This window comes from Paracoccus liaowanqingii, from assembly GCF_004683865.2.
GTDB classification, from domain to species: domain Bacteria; phylum Pseudomonadota; class Alphaproteobacteria; order Rhodobacterales; family Rhodobacteraceae; genus Paracoccus; species Paracoccus liaowanqingii.
In genome coordinates, this window is the sequence record NZ_CP040761.1 from 82,564 (window position 1) to 98,149 (window position 15,586).

The following is a 15,586-nucleotide window of genomic DNA, read 5'->3' on the forward strand; positions in this document are numbered from 1 at the left end:
GATCGCCTGTCTGCTGGACAGAAGCGCGATCACGCGGCCCGCGAGGTTTGATGGCCCGCCCTGAGGGCTTCGACGCCCTTATTTTGGCCTAGGAGCGGCTACATAGGCCTTTCTCTACCCCAGCCCAACTAAAATCGCGACCTGCCCCCTGAGAGCCCGCTGCGCGCCTCTGCGGCGGCTCTTCGGCCGCATGCTGTGCTGCGACCTCCGTCCGAGCGAAATTGAATTCATTTATCGGCTCCGCCCAGGCTTCCTTGACAGTCCCCCGGTCAGAGCCGATAGATGAATGGAGATGTGGCAGGAAATGCAATTGTAATTTTTTACACTGTGATCATGGTCGGAAGAACGAAGAAAATCACGCCTGGCGACGAGAAGAAGATCGTCGCTTCCGTACGGTCGGGCGTCCCCGTGGCCGTCCTGGCAAAGACCTATGGTGTCACGCGGCCCACCATCTATCGGGCCATCCGCAGCTTCCACGACAAGGCGCAGGAGGTTCATCTCGAGACTGCCGCTGTCTCGTTCACCGTCGATCGGAGCACCCTTCTGGCGTTCGATGCCTTCACCGAACGGCTTGGCTTGAAGAGCAGGGCCGATGCGTTGCGTCGCGTGTGTCGGGTTCCCGCCGGCTTTCTGTCCCCCGATCCGGACCTTGCCGACGCTCTGCGGGACGTTGCCCTCGAGCTTTCCGCCATCGGGCGGAACGTGAACCAGCTGGTGGCCACCAAGAACTATGAGGTCCGCAGGGGCGCGAGGCTCAAACTGACCCGTCCGCAGCAGCAGTTGCTGAGTGATCTGCTGGTCCATATCGACGGGGTGTCGGCGCAGGTGCGCCAGTTGGAGGCCAAGCGCGCCTCGGAAACCTTCCAGCGCTTTGTGGATGGCATGTCGGGGGTGGTTGATGGGCCGGAGTAATGCTGTCGCCGGCGTTTCCACTCGGCTCTTCGAGGAGGGTTGGGAGAAGATCGGCGGGGGGCGTCCGTTTGCCGACGCCCGGCATATGGCCCGTGCGGCACAGGGAGCGTCCCCTGCGGTCTTCAAGATGATCCGTACCGGTGGCTGTGCGTCAAAGGGTCAGCTGACGGCGCAGTTCACCTACCTGTTCAGCAAGAGCGTGGATGTTCATGATTCACGTGGACTTCTGGACGGCGAGAAGCGTCTGACGCCCGAGCAGATCGAGCGTGCCGTGTCGCGCTGGACGGAGGACTGGCGCGGCCAGATGAATGCGGCCCGCACCAGCCACATGATCATGTCGTTTCCGCGCGGGGCCAAATCCAATCATGTCAGCCTGATTGCCGGGGAAATCTGCAAGGAAAAGTTGGGCGGGCGGTTTGATTACATGATCGCCGTACACACGGACAGCCCGAACAAGAACCCGCATGCCCATGTCATCGTCAATCGGCGGGGAAGGGAACCGGGGGATTATTTTACCCTCCGTCAGGGCACGGAATACACCTACCAGGCCTTCAAGGAGGCGATGGTGAATCATGCGGCCCGCTATGGCATCCAGCTGGAGGCCACATCGCGTTTGCAGCGGGGGCATCTCCATTACCCCCCTACGGACGGCGAATGGCGGCGGGCACAGGAGAAGGCGGCCGAGACCGGCACCGCCTTTGAGGCCCCTTCGGGCAAGCCGCGTACCGGCGATGCGCTCCACCGGGCTGCCGAGGAGATCCGCGACTGGTCGCTGCGCTATCGCGACCTGGCGAGCTACGCCTCGCTGGCAAATCTGCAAGATCTGGCGACCGCATTTGAAAAAGCATCCGCCGTCCTCGCCGAGGGCGGCGCCATTATCTCGATAGGAGACCCCTACATGTCTGTAGAGGAAGATTTTGACAAAGCCGCAGCGAATTTGAGGCGCGCGGTCGATGAGGCTGAAGTGCGGATTTCCGACGCCGCGCCGAACCAGCGTCCTGCCATGGAGCGCAAGCTGTCCGAGGCGCTATCCTCGGTCGCGCATCTGCAACCGCTTGGCGCCCGGTCGCGCGACCTGAGCGAAGCGGCCAGTGCAGAAGGTATTTACTCTGCGCAGAACGTTCAGGAAGTGAACACCCGTTTTGCGCTGGAGGGTCGCGACAAGCTGAGTGCCGCACTGGACGGCACCGGCATCGATCCGATCGAGGTCGAGGCCCGGATGCGGGTGGCGGCCAATTCCGCGGCGCTGGAAGCCCGATGGGTTCAGCAGGATCTGCAGAGCGTGGCCGATCTGCGCGGCCTCGACCTGCACGACAACGCCCAGCTGCAGCAGGCCATCGCGGTGGTCGATACCGCCTATGACCGGGTGGCCGCAGACTACGGTGTCGATGACGCCATCCATCAGCGTGCGAGCGCCCAACGCGGCGCGGCGCTTGAGACCTCCGAGCAGGGGCATGAGACCACCGATCAGATCGAACGGGCACGTGAGGCCGACGCACAGGATCGCGCACCGGTCACGTCCATCGGGTCGCGTGATGGCGTAGGCCCCGATCATGCCGACCTGGCGCGCTATGCCAATCCTGTTGGCGCCGAGGACGAACGTCGCCTGCGCGAGGCTGTTGAGCGGTCCCTGTCCCGCGAGGAACTTGCGGCTCTGAAGAATGGCGACGCGGCGGTTCTGCGCGGCATTGGCGATCGGGAGGATCAGCTGACCCTGGCCCGCGATTACCTGCGTGCCAGCAACGATCCGACTGCGCTCGAAGGCATCGACCGGGTGAACGACGAACTCACCGCGGAGCGCGACCGTGTTCGACAGGAACGCGGTCATGAGGGAGGCGGGCATGAATAGGTTGCGCATCCTCGGGGGCGCGTTGCTCTTCGCCCTGATCGGCACCGGCTTTGCCTATGTCATCGCGACCGGGTTTCTCTCCTTCCGGTATGGGCTGAACGGGCAGTATCTGGACTGGACGCTGATTGCGCGCGAAAATCTCGCAATGCGCTACAAGGACCCACAGGCGTTTCAGATCATTGGATTGATCTGGGGCGGCTTCATTATCCTGTCGCTGCTGTTCTCGGCCAAGGTTCTGACGGAAGGCTTGACCACGTTCGGGCGTGCCCATTGGCAAAGCCGGCGCGAGCTGAAAGCCAACACGTTTTTCCAAAAGCCCGGACGAGGTTTTGTCGTCGGGAAACTGGGATCTCCAACGGGACGGGGAAAATTTCTCTGCTCGGCCTCCTTTCCTCACTGTCTTCTGGTGGCCCCCACAGGCGCGGGTAAGGGTATCAGCTTCGTGATCCCGAACCTGTTGCTGTTCCAGGGCAGCGCCGTGGTCCTGGACGTGAAGGGCGAGAACTTCGAACTGACCAGCCGGCATCGGCGGTCCATGGGCGACAGGATCTGGCGCTTTGCGCCCCTCGATTGGGACAAGCCGAGCCATCGGTATAATCCCCTCGACCGGATCAATGCCCTTCCCAATCCAGATCAGCGACAGATGGAAATCCGCCTGCTGGCCGAGCTGTTCCTGCAGACCGAGGACGACAGTGCCAAGGGCTTGCTGGACGGTGGTATCGACCTGTTCGTGGCCTGCGGTATCTTTGCGATGGAGCGGGGCACGCCGACCCTGGGCGAGATCTACCGTCTGGCGTCCGCCGGGGGCGACAAGCAGAAGCAGTATCTGTCCTATGCAGACAAGGTGCAAAGCCCTGCCGCGCGACTGATGTTCGAACGGCTCGCATCCACCAATGACAAGACGTTGACGTCCTACCTGTCGCTGTTGATGACCTCGGGTCTCAGCCTGTGGTCGAACCCGGCAATTGACCGGGCGACCGAGACGAGCGATTTCAGTTTCCACGATTTCCGCCGCACACCGCAGACTGCGTATTTCGTGGCACCGCCGCACGACAAAATCAGGGCGGTGGCACCTCTGGTCCGGCTGTTCTTCTCTGACCTGCTTTCCAGCCTGCACAGCCATCTGCCCGGCGCGGAGGAGCTATGGCCGGTGATGATCATGCTGGACGAGTTCGACATGCTCGGCCGCATGCCGAGCGTGACCGACAGCATCAAGACGTTGCGCGCCTATGGCGGACACCTGGCAATCGTGACCCAGACCATCCCGGCGTTGGACAAGATCTACGGGGAAGATACCCGGCTGTCGCTGCAAGGCGGGGCAGGTGTGAAGATCTATCTGGCCCCATCAGAGCAACGCACGAAATCGGAACTGTCCGCTGCGGTCGGCAAGACTACGCACCGGGTGACCTCGAAGTCAAAGACCATTGGGAAGGGTCCCTTCGCAGGGGTCAACGTTTCCGAACGAAGCGAAGATCGTGACCTGCTGACCGAAGACGAAGCAGGCCGGCTGCATGAGGACACGGTGATCATTCTTGCCAACGGTCAGCACCCGATCAAAGCCCGCCGGATCAAATATTTTGACGACAGGGTGCTGAAACCCATCTTCCGGTCGCAGAAAGGCCAGCTGCCGGCGCCGGATCCGAAGGACGCGGAAATCCGTGACCTGCACGGTAACCTGGTTCGCGCGACCGCGCGAATTGATGACCTGTCGGAGCGTGTGCAATCACTCTCCCAACAGCGCAGCCGTATCCGGCCAGTCCTGCCCGAAGGCCTGCTTGGTCAAGGGTCGCAAAAATCGGACGAGGTAAAGCAATCCGAAGGTGCATTGGTTGCTGCAAAGGAAACCCGCAAAGAGCCACCGACCCTCAAGCGGATGCGGAAGGTGAATATGTCGATCCGACAAGAGGACATGATTGGGAGCGGCGATGACAATGTCCGTGCACTCAGCCGAGCGACTGGCGAAGTCGACCAGATCACTGCCCAAGATGATAATGGCAGCACAATGGTAGCTGCCGAATAAAAAAAGGCGGCCGAAAGGCCGCCTTTTTACTCACCGTCGATCCGATTACTTGATCAGCAGATCGTCGAGGTTGCCACCGGCATCCAGATGACCCTTCACCCAAAGTGGTTGACGCCCGCGGCCCGTCCAGGTCGCAGAGGCATCCTCTGGGTTGGCATATTTGGCCGCGACGGACGATTTGACAGATTTGCTGGCCCCAAGCAGCTCCTTCAACGAATAGCCATGCTCTTCAGCAGCCTGTTGAACCGCCGCCTTGGCTTTGTCTTTCTGCTTTGTCTCATAACCGTCGATCTGCCGACCAACCGTCTTGTGCAGGTCCCGAAGTTCCTTGAGCGACATGTTCTCGAGATCAATACTCATGTGAGTTCCTTTTGATAAAATAAGGACAGCCAAGGCTGCCCTTCTGTCTTTCGCTAATGCGATTATTTCTTTCCAAGCATTCGGGCTTTGTCTTGCATCCTATTTATAGACTCCGCAACCCCTGTCGAAGCCTGAAAAACTGTTGGATGGGCGGCGAACGCCTGACCGGCCCGACCAACAGCATTCTCACCGCGACGGGTTTGCCCTGGCGCGGAGGCGATAGCCGAGCCTGCAGAGCCAATAGTTTTACCTGTCGATATAGCCCCCTTGCCGGCATTCATGACGCTTCTCCCCTGCCCCATGAATTTGTTGCCCGCAACGACAACGCCGAGCAATTGCAGGTTTCCCGAAACACTTCCTACGATCATCGGCAAGAAACCAATACAAAGCAAAATCAGGATCATCAGAACCATGAACGGGAGAAAGTCCCCAATGCTTGCATAACCGGATGTACCGATACGATTGATCAAGTCATTACCCATGGAAATCATGATCGAGAAAATCGATGCGATGAAGATGGGATAAAGAGACCAACTGATGCAGGCGGACAGCCAACGTTCAAAAAAGCTTTTGGTTGCCTCGAATAATGTCAGAGCAATCATGATCGGGGCGAGGCCCAAGAGCACGGTGATGACGACCTTGGGAAAAAGGATCATCAATGCGGATGCCGCCGAGATAAAACCCATGAGGACCAGACAAATCCCGGACACGATGCCTGTCACGAACCAGCCGCCCATTTCAGCTGCAATATTCGTCGCCGCCTCTGCAAATTGATCCATCATGCGATCAATAGCGGCCGCAAACCCGTCGGTAATGGTGGCCCCGCTGAGGCCATTTCCACTCGATGCAAGTATGCCCCCGGCGACCGCCTCAATTGCGGCCAGGATCCCGTTCGCGACGGTCCAGAACTGATTCCAATTCCAGGCAAATATCCCAATCAGTGACAGCTTGATCACCAGGCTGAGACATTGGACCCACGCCATGGGCCGCAGCTGCACCATCATATTGACGCCGACCAAAGCGACCGCGAGAACCGCCATGTACCCGACAAGGGTTCCAGACGCTTCGACAAGTCCCAGAAAAGTTGATCTGGCGGCATTCTCCAGAAACCTTTCTGCTGACTCTATGATCGGTTGAACAGCTGGCATGTCAGCGACCTCGCCATGCCTTGCAGGTATCGATGGACGCTTTCAGGTTTCTGCGCACCAGGCGGCTGACTTCATCTCGCATGACAGGGATTTCGTCCAAACCCCGACTTGCAACCAGCCGTTGATATGAGGCGTCGGCTTCGTCCCATGATGGATACTCAACTTCGCATGGGCAGCTGTTTGTCTGGACGATATTTTCGTATCTGAAATTGTCGTAGAGAGCTTTCAGCAAAAGGACTTGCTGCGCGTTTTCTGGTGGGACGTTGGCCGCCCAAGTCGGTTCCTCAGGCTTGACGCATCCGTGTCGTGTCAGGTTTTGGCCCGGCGCAGCTTCAGCCAGATCGGGCGTGGTGAAGTCCATGAAGTTGCGATCTGCCCGGGACACAGGCGCGTCCATCTGGATCTCTGTCATTTGTGTGTCGGACATTCCGTTGGTGGCAGCCAGCATCGAGTCCCTTTCCGTTTGGGTCAAAGACGATGGTTCTGCGCGCGACGGGGAGCCGCCATAATAAAGAACCCCTGCACCGCCGATGATCGTGGCAAGGATTACTGTTGCCGCGCCTGCCAAGGCTGAGTTGCGATCAATCATGGTTTTGCTCTCCATTGTCCCCGCTCTCGGGGATGTAAAATTCCAGCACGCCCCGATCGCCGCCGGCGCGGCCGGTCTGGATCACCACGTCGATCGAACTGCCGATGTAGCGCAGCGTGTCGGTGTAGGTCAGCGGCAGCTCTGATTTCAGCGCCATGATGGCCAGTTTCGACAAGGCCAGCCTCGGGGTTTCCGCATGGATCGTGGTCATCGATCCGCCGTGGCCGGTATTGATCGCTTCGATAAAGGTCATGGCCTCCTTGCCGCGAACCTCGCCCACGATCAGCCGGTCGGGCCGCATCCGCAGACAAGAGGTTAACAGGATGTCCGGTGTCCTGGTCCGGCTGTCGCGATCCGCGATCAGCGTCACCACGTTGGGCTGTGTCGGGACCAGCTCGGAGGCGTCCTCGATGGTGATCATCCGTTCGCTGTCGCTGACATAGGACAGCATCTTGCGGGCGAAGACCGTCTTGCCGCTGTCGGTCGCACCCGCGATCAGGGCGTTCATCTTGTGGCCGACGATGAACGCCATGGCCGCGTCAATATCCCCGGAGGCCGTCAAGTGTTTGAGTTCGCGTTTGGCCTCTGCGCGGGCCTTGTCCACCGAGTATTCCTGACCATGCAGGTATTTCACCTTGATCTGGTCGAGAGGCAGAGACGAGAAGAACCGCATCGAGATGGCCGCACCCGACAGCACCGCAGGTTCTGCCACGACCTGCGCGCGGATCGGACGGCCCCGGTAATCCACGGAGGTCGAGATGATCGGGGCGTCCCTGCCCAGGGTCAGCTTGCCCGCACTGGCAATGATCCGGCCGAGGTCGGTGACCTCCTGCCGGTTCATCGGGTGGCGGGCTTCCAGCTTCATCGCCGGATCACCATGTTCCAGCGACCAGATGCGGCCGTCCGGGTTGATGGCGATTTCCACCAGGGCGGGGCTGTCGATGACAGCCCCGATCCGGGCCAGGGCTTCGTCCAGATAGCTGCCATGGGTCATGTCGTTCATGATCAGAATATCTCCAGATCGCGGTCCACCATGACGGTGATCCGGGTGCCCTGGGCCACACTGATGGTCGGCGGCATCGACACATACTTGCCGATGGCCGAGTTGGTCGCGCCGCTGAGGGCGTCTGTCACGCCGGATGCCAAATCATTGGACCCGCCCGTGGAAATGGTCACGCCGCCGTCGCTGCTGTTATCTTGCAGGGCCGAGGGGATGGCCGAGATCGTGGAGATCAGCGCCGCCGCCCCGAAGCGGCGGACAAAGTGGTTGTTGACCCTGCCGGTGGTCCCGGAGCGGCCCAGAGCATCGCCGCCGAACGAGCTGATCTGCACCGACTGGTCGTCGGGCATGATGATGCGTTCCCAAGCCACCAGAAGCCGGTTTTGACCGGTGTTTACATCGGCGGAGTAGCTGCCGATCAGGCGCGAGCCACGCGGGATCAGGATGCGCGAGCTGTCATAGGCGACCACATCGGTGGTCACCAAGCCGCGGATCGGACCTTCCAGCGTCGAGTCGATGGCGGTTTCCAGCACCGCCTGAATCATCGTGCCCTGCGTGACGGTGTTGGACGGATTGACGATGATTTCCGCGCGCTGCACCTGAACCGGACGACCGGCATCGCGCACGAACTGCGCGTCACTGCTCAGCCGTGCTGCCTGCTGTGCAGCTGCCCCGTCACCCAGACCCGCCTCTCCCGCGCCAGCACCCGCCGCGCCACCGCCACCCCCGCCAAGTGCGACCATGGACGATTGCCGCCGCGCCTGTTCCAACTGCGCGGCCTCATCCGCCGATTGCCGGCGCTGCGTCAACAGATCGTCATTGCTGCCTGGCATCACGCTTTGCCCGCTTTGCAGGCGCATCATGTCCATCTGGTTGTTCAGCCCGGCGATTTGCAGGTCACGGCTGCTCAACGCATCCCGCAGTTCCTGTTCGCGGGACTGCGCCTCCTCGCGCAGCTGTTCCAACTCACCGCGCATCTGCTCGAGAGCTTCGGTATCCACGATAGGTTCGGCTACGCCCTCCTCTGCCGGAGCATCCGACAGACGGTCGATCTGGTCTTGCAGCCCGCGGATCAGGTTAGCCAACTCGGAATCCTCGTTGCCCTCGGAACCCTCGTTGACCGGGGCAGGCGCAGGGGTGGTGTCCGGCGCAGCCACCAGCACCGGTTCCGGGGCGGCGCCGGGAGCCAGACGCGGCGCGCTGTCCAGATCGCCAAAGCCGCTGCCTTCGCGCTGAAACTCGCTGGCCCTGCTGACATCGAGGTCCGCCGCACCTTCCGGCTGAGAGTAGACATAGACCAACCCGGCAATCAGCGCCCCGCCGCAGAGCAACCCGGTCATCCTGGCGGCATTTGCGGCAGGACGCGCCTTCTGCGCTGCCTTGGGGTCCGATTTTTCCAACCCCGACAGACGCTCGCGCAGGTCGATGCTGTCCTGATCGCTCACTGCACCAACCTCACGGCTTTCATCATCCCTACGGTGGATTCAACCGAACCCAAGCGCAGCATCCAGAACGGGCTGGTGCCCGTCACCCGCACCACGCCGTCGGGCAGGGTCTGGGAATTGACGGTGACTTCCTGACCCGCCGTGACCTTGAAGATCGCCGGCAATTCGCCGTTGCGGCGGAATGCGAAGTAGGTGAAGGCCCCATCATCCCAGACTTCCGTGGGCGTAGTGCCGTTCACGATGCTGCCGCCGTAATCATGATTGAGAGGCCCGCGGGCCACGTGGCGGTTGGCGGGTGTAGTGCCGCCCGAGCCGTGCGGATAGGTGAAGCGGACCACCGAGAACTGCGCTGAGGCGGACTCAGAGACTTCGAAGTAATATTGCCGCTTGTTGGTATAGACATTGATGTTCGTGGCCGCCCCGCTGGTGGTGGGCTTCATCACGAAGGCGCTGCCGCCCGGCACCGCATCGAAGTTGAAGCTGACGGTATCGCCTGCGACAACAGAGGTGATCTGTTCATCGGGGCCGAACTCCACAGACGTCACCCGGCCAACCTGCGTCTGGACCCGGTAGACCTGTCCATCGACCCATTGGGCATAACGCACGCGAGCATCGAGATTGCCCGCCCGGGGGGTGACTTCGGCCAAGGCGACCGAGGCCCCCATGCAGACCGCGCACAAGGCCACGGCAAAACGAATGCCCCGCATCACTGGACCTCCAACCTGTCAGAGGTGATTGCGTATTCGTAGACGGAGAACCCGAACGGGTTGGTCCAGACCTCTTCCAGCGACCGGGCCTCGCTGGTGTCGTAGCGGAACGCCAGGGTGACGGTGAACAGCCCCTGGGTCTCCCCGGCATCGTCTTGCAGCCGCTTGCGCAGCCGCACCTGTGCCCGGTCATTGGTGATCAGCGTGACCGAGAGGACCTCCACATCCATGCGGGCGCGCGGCCCGTATTTGCGCTGCGGATAATCCGGGTTCTCCGAGGCCCAGAGGCTGCGCATGGAGTGCAGGGCTACCCCAGAGGACCGGGTCAGCACCGAGCGAACCCGCAGATCGTTGTCGAGCATGCTGTAGGTTTCCCGGTCGCGGACATAGGCATGGACCAGCGACTGGACGACCGCATCGCGGTTGCTGACGGAGATCGTTTCCAGATTGACCATCGGCAGGGCCATGCCGCTGCTCGGATCGAACGGCACCAGGACCGGGGCCGGGGACTCGAAGCTGGCCGCGATCACCGCCGCCATGATGCAGCCGACAGCGCCGAAGCCCCAACCCGCCATCCCGAACTTCTGCCAGAAGGCCCCGCGCCGGCGCTCGCCGTAGATCAGCTCTTCCTCGGTTTCGCTGACCCTCCGGGGGGCCGCGGTGGCGGCGTGTGCCCTCTTCCTCGCCAAATTGAACATCGGTAACCTCATTGCAAATCCGGCATGGTAAAATCGAGCATCTGCTGCTCCTGCGCCCAGGCACTGGCCTGCGACACGTCCGACATGCCCATCCCGTAGCTCTGGATGGCGAGCAGCTGGTTGTTCCTGATCAACTCGCTGACCGCCTCGCCCATCATCCGGGTGTTCAGATCGATGGCCGCCTTGATGCCGGTCTGCTCAGGGATTTCTCCCACCAGACTGTCGAGGCGTTGCAGGCTGACCGCGGTTTCCCGCTGCGCGGTGTCGGCCGAGGCCGCCACCAGCGCCCCGGTCGTGGCTTGGGACGCCGCGCGCCTCTCGGCCACGGTGCCCTCCCGGCCCATGTCTTCGACCCGGGCCGGATCGAGCCCCGCGCCGATCATCGTCGATTGCGCGGCGGCCTGGATTTGCGCACGGTAGCCTGAAGACAAGCCCGACCAGTCGCCCGAGGATGCCGAACTGGCCGCTTGCAGAATGCTGGTCATCTTTGGATCAAGAACCGCGTCCAGCCCGCCGCCCATCAGCAGCCCTTGAATGTCGGCACCGCCCGTCAGGACGGCATAGATCTGCTGCAGTTCTGCAGTCTGTGATTGCAGCTCTGCCAACTGCTCGACGAGCTGGTCCAGCATATCGGTCTGGATGCCATAATCCTCCAGCATCCGCCGGATCTGGGTGATCTGCTGGGCGATGGATTGGGTGTCCACGGTCGGCACCCCCTGCGCCGTGACCGGCGTGGGCACTGCCAGCGTCAGAGACAGGCACAAGCCCGCGCCGGCGATCAGTCCATTGGCTGCGTTCCGCATCTTACAATCCCCCTTGAAAGTTCATGAAGGCGCGTTCCTGCGCAAAGGCCGAGGCTGCCCCGACCTCAGTCGCGGTCATCGGCTTGGAACGGGCCGCGACCAGCCGTGTGCGGATGATCAGCAGGCGCACGAATTCGGCCCGCACATAGCTGTTCAGCGCCATCGCCTCAGCTGCATTCGTTGTGTCTCCGAGGCGCGACATTGCCTCGTTCAGGCGGTCCATCGCCAGCCCCATGTCCTGCCCGGCCTCATCCGCATATTCCGCCGTGGCCCCACCGATCATCGCCCGGTCGGCATTGGCCATATAGCTGGCCTCGATGGAGCCGATCTGGTCGGCGGCACCGAGGGCGGCCATGTATTCGCGATACTTGGTCGGGATGATCTGGACGTATTTCCGGGTTTCCGGGAACGGCGGCACGCCGCCGTGCCTGCGCACGTTGCCCGCCCCGGCATTGTAGGCCGCCAGTGCCAGGATCATCTCGCCGTCAAATTCGTTCAGACGCTGCGCCAGATAGCGCGCGCCGCCTTCTGCCTGAATGTAGGGGTCATTCCGATAGGTGCTCCTGATGCCCAGATCACCTGCCGTATCAGGCATGATCTGGGTCAGGCCGTAAGCCCCGACCGGCGATTGGGCATGCGGGTTGAACCGGCTTTCCTGCCAGATCAGCGCCTGCAACCAGCACCGCCACTGGATCGGCGACAGCCCGGCACGCTGCATGTGATGGGTGTCTGCTGCCGCCCGGATGATGATCTGTTCGACATTTTCGCGCGCGCCACTGAACAGGCGGTCGGCAGCGGCGCTGTTCTCGGTCGCGTACACATCGGCAGCCGGGGCGGCGCCGTCCTCAAGGCCACGTGCCATGTCCTCTGCCCCTGCCCCATCGTCAGGCAAGGTCATCCCCTCAGTGACGGTCTCCAGTGCCGCGACCTGCTCACGGTCGGCCTCAAGACGCCTGCGCCCTTCCTCGGCCTTCTGCCGTTGCAGAACCAGGTCCGCCTCCAGCCGCAGGGTGATTTCCGCCTCACGGGCATTCTTGGCCGGATCGACCACCGGCACCCCCTGCGCCATCGCAGTGCTGGACAGCATCAGGGCTATGAGCGGAGACGCTAGGGCGAGGGGCCAGCTGCAACCAGGCCATTGCGCGATCCTTGACGTCTCGCGCGGGCCTGCCCCAAACGTGGGATTAGGATCACCGTTGCGCATAGGGACCGTCCTCGACCGCGCCCTCATAGACGCCCACCTGCCGCACGGCATCCTGGCGGGCTTCGCCCCAGAGTTCAGGCAGGGGGCGAAGATCGCAGGTCAGATCGCCGCGCGCGTTGAAGCACGCGCTGCTGACCGGCTTGGCTTGGGTACCAGCGCAGGCCGACAGGGCCAGGGTCGCCAGAACGGCGCAGAGGGCATGCTTACGCATCGTCAAATCCTTTCCAAAAATCGGGGCGGGTTCGGTAGTCCGCGCCCACCAGCGCCTCACCGGCCTTCATGCCGCCAAGGATGGTCAGGAACGGGCCGAGAGCCGACAGATCGGTGTCGATGACATGCGAGCCGTCATCGGAGCGCAGCAGGGCAATCCGCGATCCGGGATTCACGCCCATGAGGATTTCCAGCTCTTTCTGGTTCAGACCGAGCCCGGCATAATCTTCAGGATTGGCTTCCTTGTTCGGCAGTAGAATCTTGGTGGGCAGCGCCTGCAACAGGGTCCGGCCGTGGGCGGAGGCGTTCAGCTGATGCGCAAACTGCGTCATCATCACCACGACCGTGTTCTGCTTGCGCGCCGTCACCAGCCAGTTCTCGATCCGGCCTGCGAAGTAGGTGTTATCCAGCGCCTTCCAGGCTTCATCGATGATGATGATCGTCGGGCGCTTGTCCTCGATCTGCCGTTCGATGCGCCGGAAGATGTAGGACAGCACCGCCATGCGGGCCCTCGGATTTTCGCTGTCCAGAATGTCGGTCAGATCAAAACCCACAAACTGCCCGTCCAGCGAGAAGTTGTCCTCGACCTCGTGCCCGAAGATCCACCCGAAGCGATGCCCCTCTGTCCATTCGTTCAGCCGGTCTGCCAGTGCCCCGCCGTCATGGGTGGAGCCGACCAGCTGCGCAAACTGTGTCCATGTCCGCAGGTTCGGGTTTCGCGCCTCGGCGTTCTGACGCACGGCGTTGCGCACCGCGCGGGATTGTTCGGGCTGGAGTTGGCTATGACCGGTTTCCATCAGGTGAATGAGCCAGTCGCTCAGCCATTCCTGCCCGGACGTGTCCGTCTCCACCCAGAGCGGGTTGAGACCGGTCCGTTCGCCTGCCTTCAGTTCCGAATACCGACCCCCCAAGGCGCGCACGGCCATTTCCAGGCCCCGGCGATAGTCGAAGACAAACACCCGCGAGCCCACGCGCTGCGCCTGCGCGGCCAGAAACGCCGCCTGCACCGATTTGCCCGACCCCATCCGGCCCAGGACCAGCGTATGGCCGTTGCTCGGCTCCTTGGTCGGATCGCCCGCCTCGTGGAAATTGAACCGATAGGCGCTGCGCGAGATGGTCGGAAACCAGGTGATCGGCGTGGCCCATGGCACATTGTCGCCGCTCTTGCCCATCGCCGCACGATGCAGGGCCGCGAAGTCGGCAAACTGTTCGTTGGTGATTGCACCCTCCCGGATGCGGAAGGCCCGGTTGCACGGATGCTGGCCGAAATAGACGGTGCGCGCCGTGTAGCCCTGCGACACCAGCTTGACGCCCGCGGTCACCGCGATGTTGCGGATCATCGAACTGATGCGGGACAGCTCTTCCTCGCTATCCGCATAGACGGCCACGGCCATCTGATGCTGTCCAAAGGAGATTTCGCCCGAAGCCAGCCGGTTCTGCGCCTCGCCCAAGGCATCGATCAGATTGGCGGCCTTGTCGTTGATCGCGGCGCGGCGGCGCAGTTCTCGCGAGATCCGCTCTTCCATGATGCCGTTGTTGACCGGGACGTAGTAGTTCGACACCACCATATCGACGGGCAGGTCCAGTTCATCGAACATGGTCACGAAGGAGTCGCGGGGAAATTCCTTGATCGAGTAGATCATCCCCACCCGGTCCGGCAGGCTGCCCCCGGTCAGGTAGATCTTGTCGCCCTTGAAGGTGACGCGCGTGTTGGACACGGTTTCTGCAATGGACCGGTCCAGCGCCGTGTAGAAGGTCGGAACCTCGATGCCGGTATTGATGCTCTCCAGAAACCCGAGCAGCTGACCGCTTGATGCGGTCAGGACCTGCGGGTCCATGTGCGACAGGGCGGATTGCAGAAACGCCACGACCTCTTGCAGCTGGCCCACCTGGCCGTCGATCTGCCGGGCGAGCAGTTCCTGCGATTTGCGCGGCGTGTAGGGGATTTTCGACAGCACGTCAGGACGTTTGATGACGGTAATGGTGATGGTGTGTTCGCGCAGGTTGGCCCGGCGCATATGTGCCTGCCAACGCCGATCGATCCGGGCCGCAAGCCCGTCACCCGTGACGAGCGGCAGGTCGGTCTCGATACGGCGCGAGACCTTGTGGACGGTATAGGCAAACTTGTCGCCAGTCTGGGCGATGATGCTGGCGAAGATCTCTTTCATCCGGTCCAGCATCTCGTCGGCCACCGTCAGGCTGTTCAGCCCGGAGATGCGGATGCACTGGAACAACTCGTTGCCCCTGGTGCGGATGGTCAGGTCATCGATCAGCGAGACATAGGGCAGCATTGAGGCCACCGACTGTTCCCGGCTGGCCCATGCGGGCAGGGCATCGAGGGCGGCAGGCCCGATCCGAAGATCACGGTTCATAGCTGTCAGCCCCCCATTGCTCGCGGTTTGTGGTTCGGCGGGTCTTCTTGCTCACCACCGTGACCACATCGAAGAAATGCGGGTCCCATTCGGCAGCAAGCCAGAAGGCCGGATAGGTCAGCGCCGTGAATGCGAGGGTCCAGAAACTTTGGACCCACACGAAAGCCAGGACGGACCCCATCGACCAGATCACGAAATAGAACATCGGCAGGCCCATGACGCGGGCCGGACGAATGAGACCGAGAAACAGCGGGGACCGTTTGACCATG

15 protein-coding genes are annotated in these 15,586 nt (G+C 62.0%); 3 read left to right on the forward strand and 12 right to left on the reverse strand.

From position 1 onward, the window contains the following. The first annotated feature begins 282 nt into the window (after positions 1–282). From E4191_RS17945 to E4191_RS17955, 3 genes are all read left to right on the forward strand, one after another. A complete protein-coding gene (locus tag E4191_RS17945) occupies positions 283–912 on the forward strand; it encodes a helix-turn-helix domain-containing protein (protein ID WP_139615817.1) in 630 nt (209 codons plus the stop codon). 127 nt (positions 913–1,039) lie between these two features. Further along, entirely contained in the window at positions 1,040–2,761 is a 1,722-nt protein-coding gene (locus tag E4191_RS17950) for a relaxase/mobilization nuclease domain-containing protein (RefSeq protein ID WP_176562798.1), read from the forward strand. Beyond that, positions 2,739–4,781, forward strand: a complete 2,043-nt coding sequence (locus E4191_RS17955) for a type IV secretory system conjugative DNA transfer family protein (RefSeq protein WP_228461838.1) — start codon at positions 2,739–2,741, stop codon at positions 4,779–4,781. Before E4191_RS17950 ends, E4191_RS17955 begins: the two co-directional genes overlap by 23 nt. Before the next feature lie 45 nt (positions 4,782–4,826). On the opposite strand, the gene E4191_RS17960 is transcribed toward E4191_RS17955, so the two are convergent. From E4191_RS17960 to E4191_RS18015, 12 genes are all read right to left on the reverse strand, one after another. Beyond that, positions 4,827–5,141, reverse strand: coding sequence for an H-NS histone family protein (locus tag E4191_RS17960; protein WP_139615819.1), 315 nt, complete (start codon positions 5,139–5,141; stop codon positions 4,827–4,829). A 62-nt stretch (positions 5,142–5,203) separates the two neighbouring features. Continuing rightward, positions 5,204–6,289, reverse strand: a complete 1,086-nt coding sequence (locus E4191_RS17965; protein WP_139615820.1) for a type IV secretion system protein — start codon at positions 6,287–6,289, stop codon at positions 5,204–5,206. Position 6,290: 1 nt separating this feature from the next. Then, entirely contained in the window at positions 6,291–6,878 is a 588-nt protein-coding gene (locus E4191_RS17970; protein ID WP_139615821.1) for a hypothetical protein, read from the reverse strand. Then, positions 6,871–7,881 carry an ATPase, T2SS/T4P/T4SS family gene (locus E4191_RS17975; protein ID WP_331459657.1) on the reverse strand — a complete coding sequence of 337 codons (1,011 nt, stop codon included), beginning with the start codon at positions 7,879–7,881 and terminating at the stop codon, positions 6,871–6,873. The genes E4191_RS17970 and E4191_RS17975 overlap by 8 nt, the downstream gene beginning before the upstream one ends. Positions 7,882–7,883: 2 nt before the next feature. After that, positions 7,884–9,323, reverse strand: a complete 1,440-nt coding sequence (locus E4191_RS17980; protein ID WP_139615822.1) for a TrbI/VirB10 family protein — start codon at positions 9,321–9,323, stop codon at positions 7,884–7,886. Then, complete coding sequence (locus E4191_RS17985; RefSeq protein ID WP_139615823.1) at positions 9,320–10,030, reverse strand: TrbG/VirB9 family P-type conjugative transfer protein; 711 nt, start codon at positions 10,028–10,030, stop codon at positions 9,320–9,322. The genes E4191_RS17980 and E4191_RS17985 overlap by 4 nt, the downstream gene beginning before the upstream one ends. Beyond that, on the reverse strand, positions 10,030–10,728 hold the full coding sequence (locus E4191_RS17990; protein WP_139615824.1) for a virB8 family protein: 699 nt from the start codon (positions 10,726–10,728) through the stop codon (positions 10,030–10,032). The genes E4191_RS17985 and E4191_RS17990 overlap by 1 nt, the downstream gene beginning before the upstream one ends. Positions 10,729–10,736: 8 nt before the next feature. Further along, entirely contained in the window at positions 10,737–11,531 is a 795-nt protein-coding gene (locus E4191_RS17995; RefSeq protein WP_139615825.1) for a type IV secretion system protein, read from the reverse strand. 1 nt (position 11,532) lies between these two features. After that, on the reverse strand, positions 11,533–12,618 hold the full coding sequence (locus E4191_RS18000; protein WP_176562799.1) for a lytic transglycosylase domain-containing protein: 1,086 nt from the start codon (positions 12,616–12,618) through the stop codon (positions 11,533–11,535). A gap of 103 nt (positions 12,619–12,721) precedes the next feature. After that, positions 12,722–12,946, reverse strand: coding sequence for a hypothetical protein (locus E4191_RS18005; protein ID WP_139615827.1), 225 nt, complete (start codon positions 12,944–12,946; stop codon positions 12,722–12,724). Next, on the reverse strand, positions 12,939–15,317 hold the full coding sequence (locus E4191_RS18010) for a VirB4 family type IV secretion system protein (RefSeq protein ID WP_139615828.1): 2,379 nt from the start codon (positions 15,315–15,317) through the stop codon (positions 12,939–12,941). Before E4191_RS18010 ends, E4191_RS18005 begins: the two co-directional genes overlap by 8 nt. Next, positions 15,307–15,585, reverse strand: a complete 279-nt coding sequence (locus tag E4191_RS18015; RefSeq protein ID WP_139615829.1) for a type IV secretion system protein VirB3 — start codon at positions 15,583–15,585, stop codon at positions 15,307–15,309. The genes E4191_RS18010 and E4191_RS18015 overlap by 11 nt, the downstream gene beginning before the upstream one ends. Position 15,586: the final 1 nt, after the last annotated feature.

Coding starts and splice junctions, on each gene's coding strand:
- E4191_RS17945 (WP_139615817.1), top strand. CDS start 283: ATGAATGGAGATGTGGCAGGAAATGCAATTGTAATTTTTTACACTGTG.
- E4191_RS17950 (WP_176562798.1), top strand. CDS start 1,040: ATGATCCGTACCGGTGGCTGTGCGTCAAAGGGTCAGCTGACGGCGCAG.
- E4191_RS17955 (WP_228461838.1), top strand. CDS start 2,739: ATGAGGGAGGCGGGCATGAATAGGTTGCGCATCCTCGGGGGCGCGTTG.
- E4191_RS17960 (WP_139615819.1), bottom strand. CDS start 5,141: ATGAGTATTGATCTCGAGAACATGTCGCTCAAGGAACTTCGGGACCTG.
- E4191_RS17965 (WP_139615820.1), bottom strand. CDS start 6,289: ATGCCAGCTGTTCAACCGATCATAGAGTCAGCAGAAAGGTTTCTGGAG.
- E4191_RS17970 (WP_139615821.1), bottom strand. CDS start 6,878: ATGATTGATCGCAACTCAGCCTTGGCAGGCGCGGCAACAGTAATCCTT.
- E4191_RS17975 (WP_331459657.1), bottom strand. CDS start 7,881: ATGAACGACATGACCCATGGCAGCTATCTGGACGAAGCCCTGGCCCGG.
- E4191_RS17985 (WP_139615823.1), bottom strand. CDS start 10,030: ATGCGGGGCATTCGTTTTGCCGTGGCCTTGTGCGCGGTCTGCATGGGG.
- E4191_RS17990 (WP_139615824.1), bottom strand. CDS start 10,728: ATGTTCAATTTGGCGAGGAAGAGGGCACACGCCGCCACCGCGGCCCCC.
- E4191_RS17995 (WP_139615825.1), bottom strand. CDS start 11,531: ATGCGGAACGCAGCCAATGGACTGATCGCCGGCGCGGGCTTGTGCCTG.
- E4191_RS18000 (WP_176562799.1), bottom strand. CDS start 12,618: ATGCTGTCCAGCACTGCGATGGCGCAGGGGGTGCCGGTGGTCGATCCG.
- E4191_RS18005 (WP_139615827.1), bottom strand. CDS start 12,946: ATGCGTAAGCATGCCCTCTGCGCCGTTCTGGCGACCCTGGCCCTGTCG.
- E4191_RS18010 (WP_139615828.1), bottom strand. CDS start 15,317: ATGAACCGTGATCTTCGGATCGGGCCTGCCGCCCTCGATGCCCTGCCC.
- E4191_RS18015 (WP_139615829.1), bottom strand. CDS start 15,585: ATGGTCAAACGGTCCCCGCTGTTTCTCGGTCTCATTCGTCCGGCCCGC.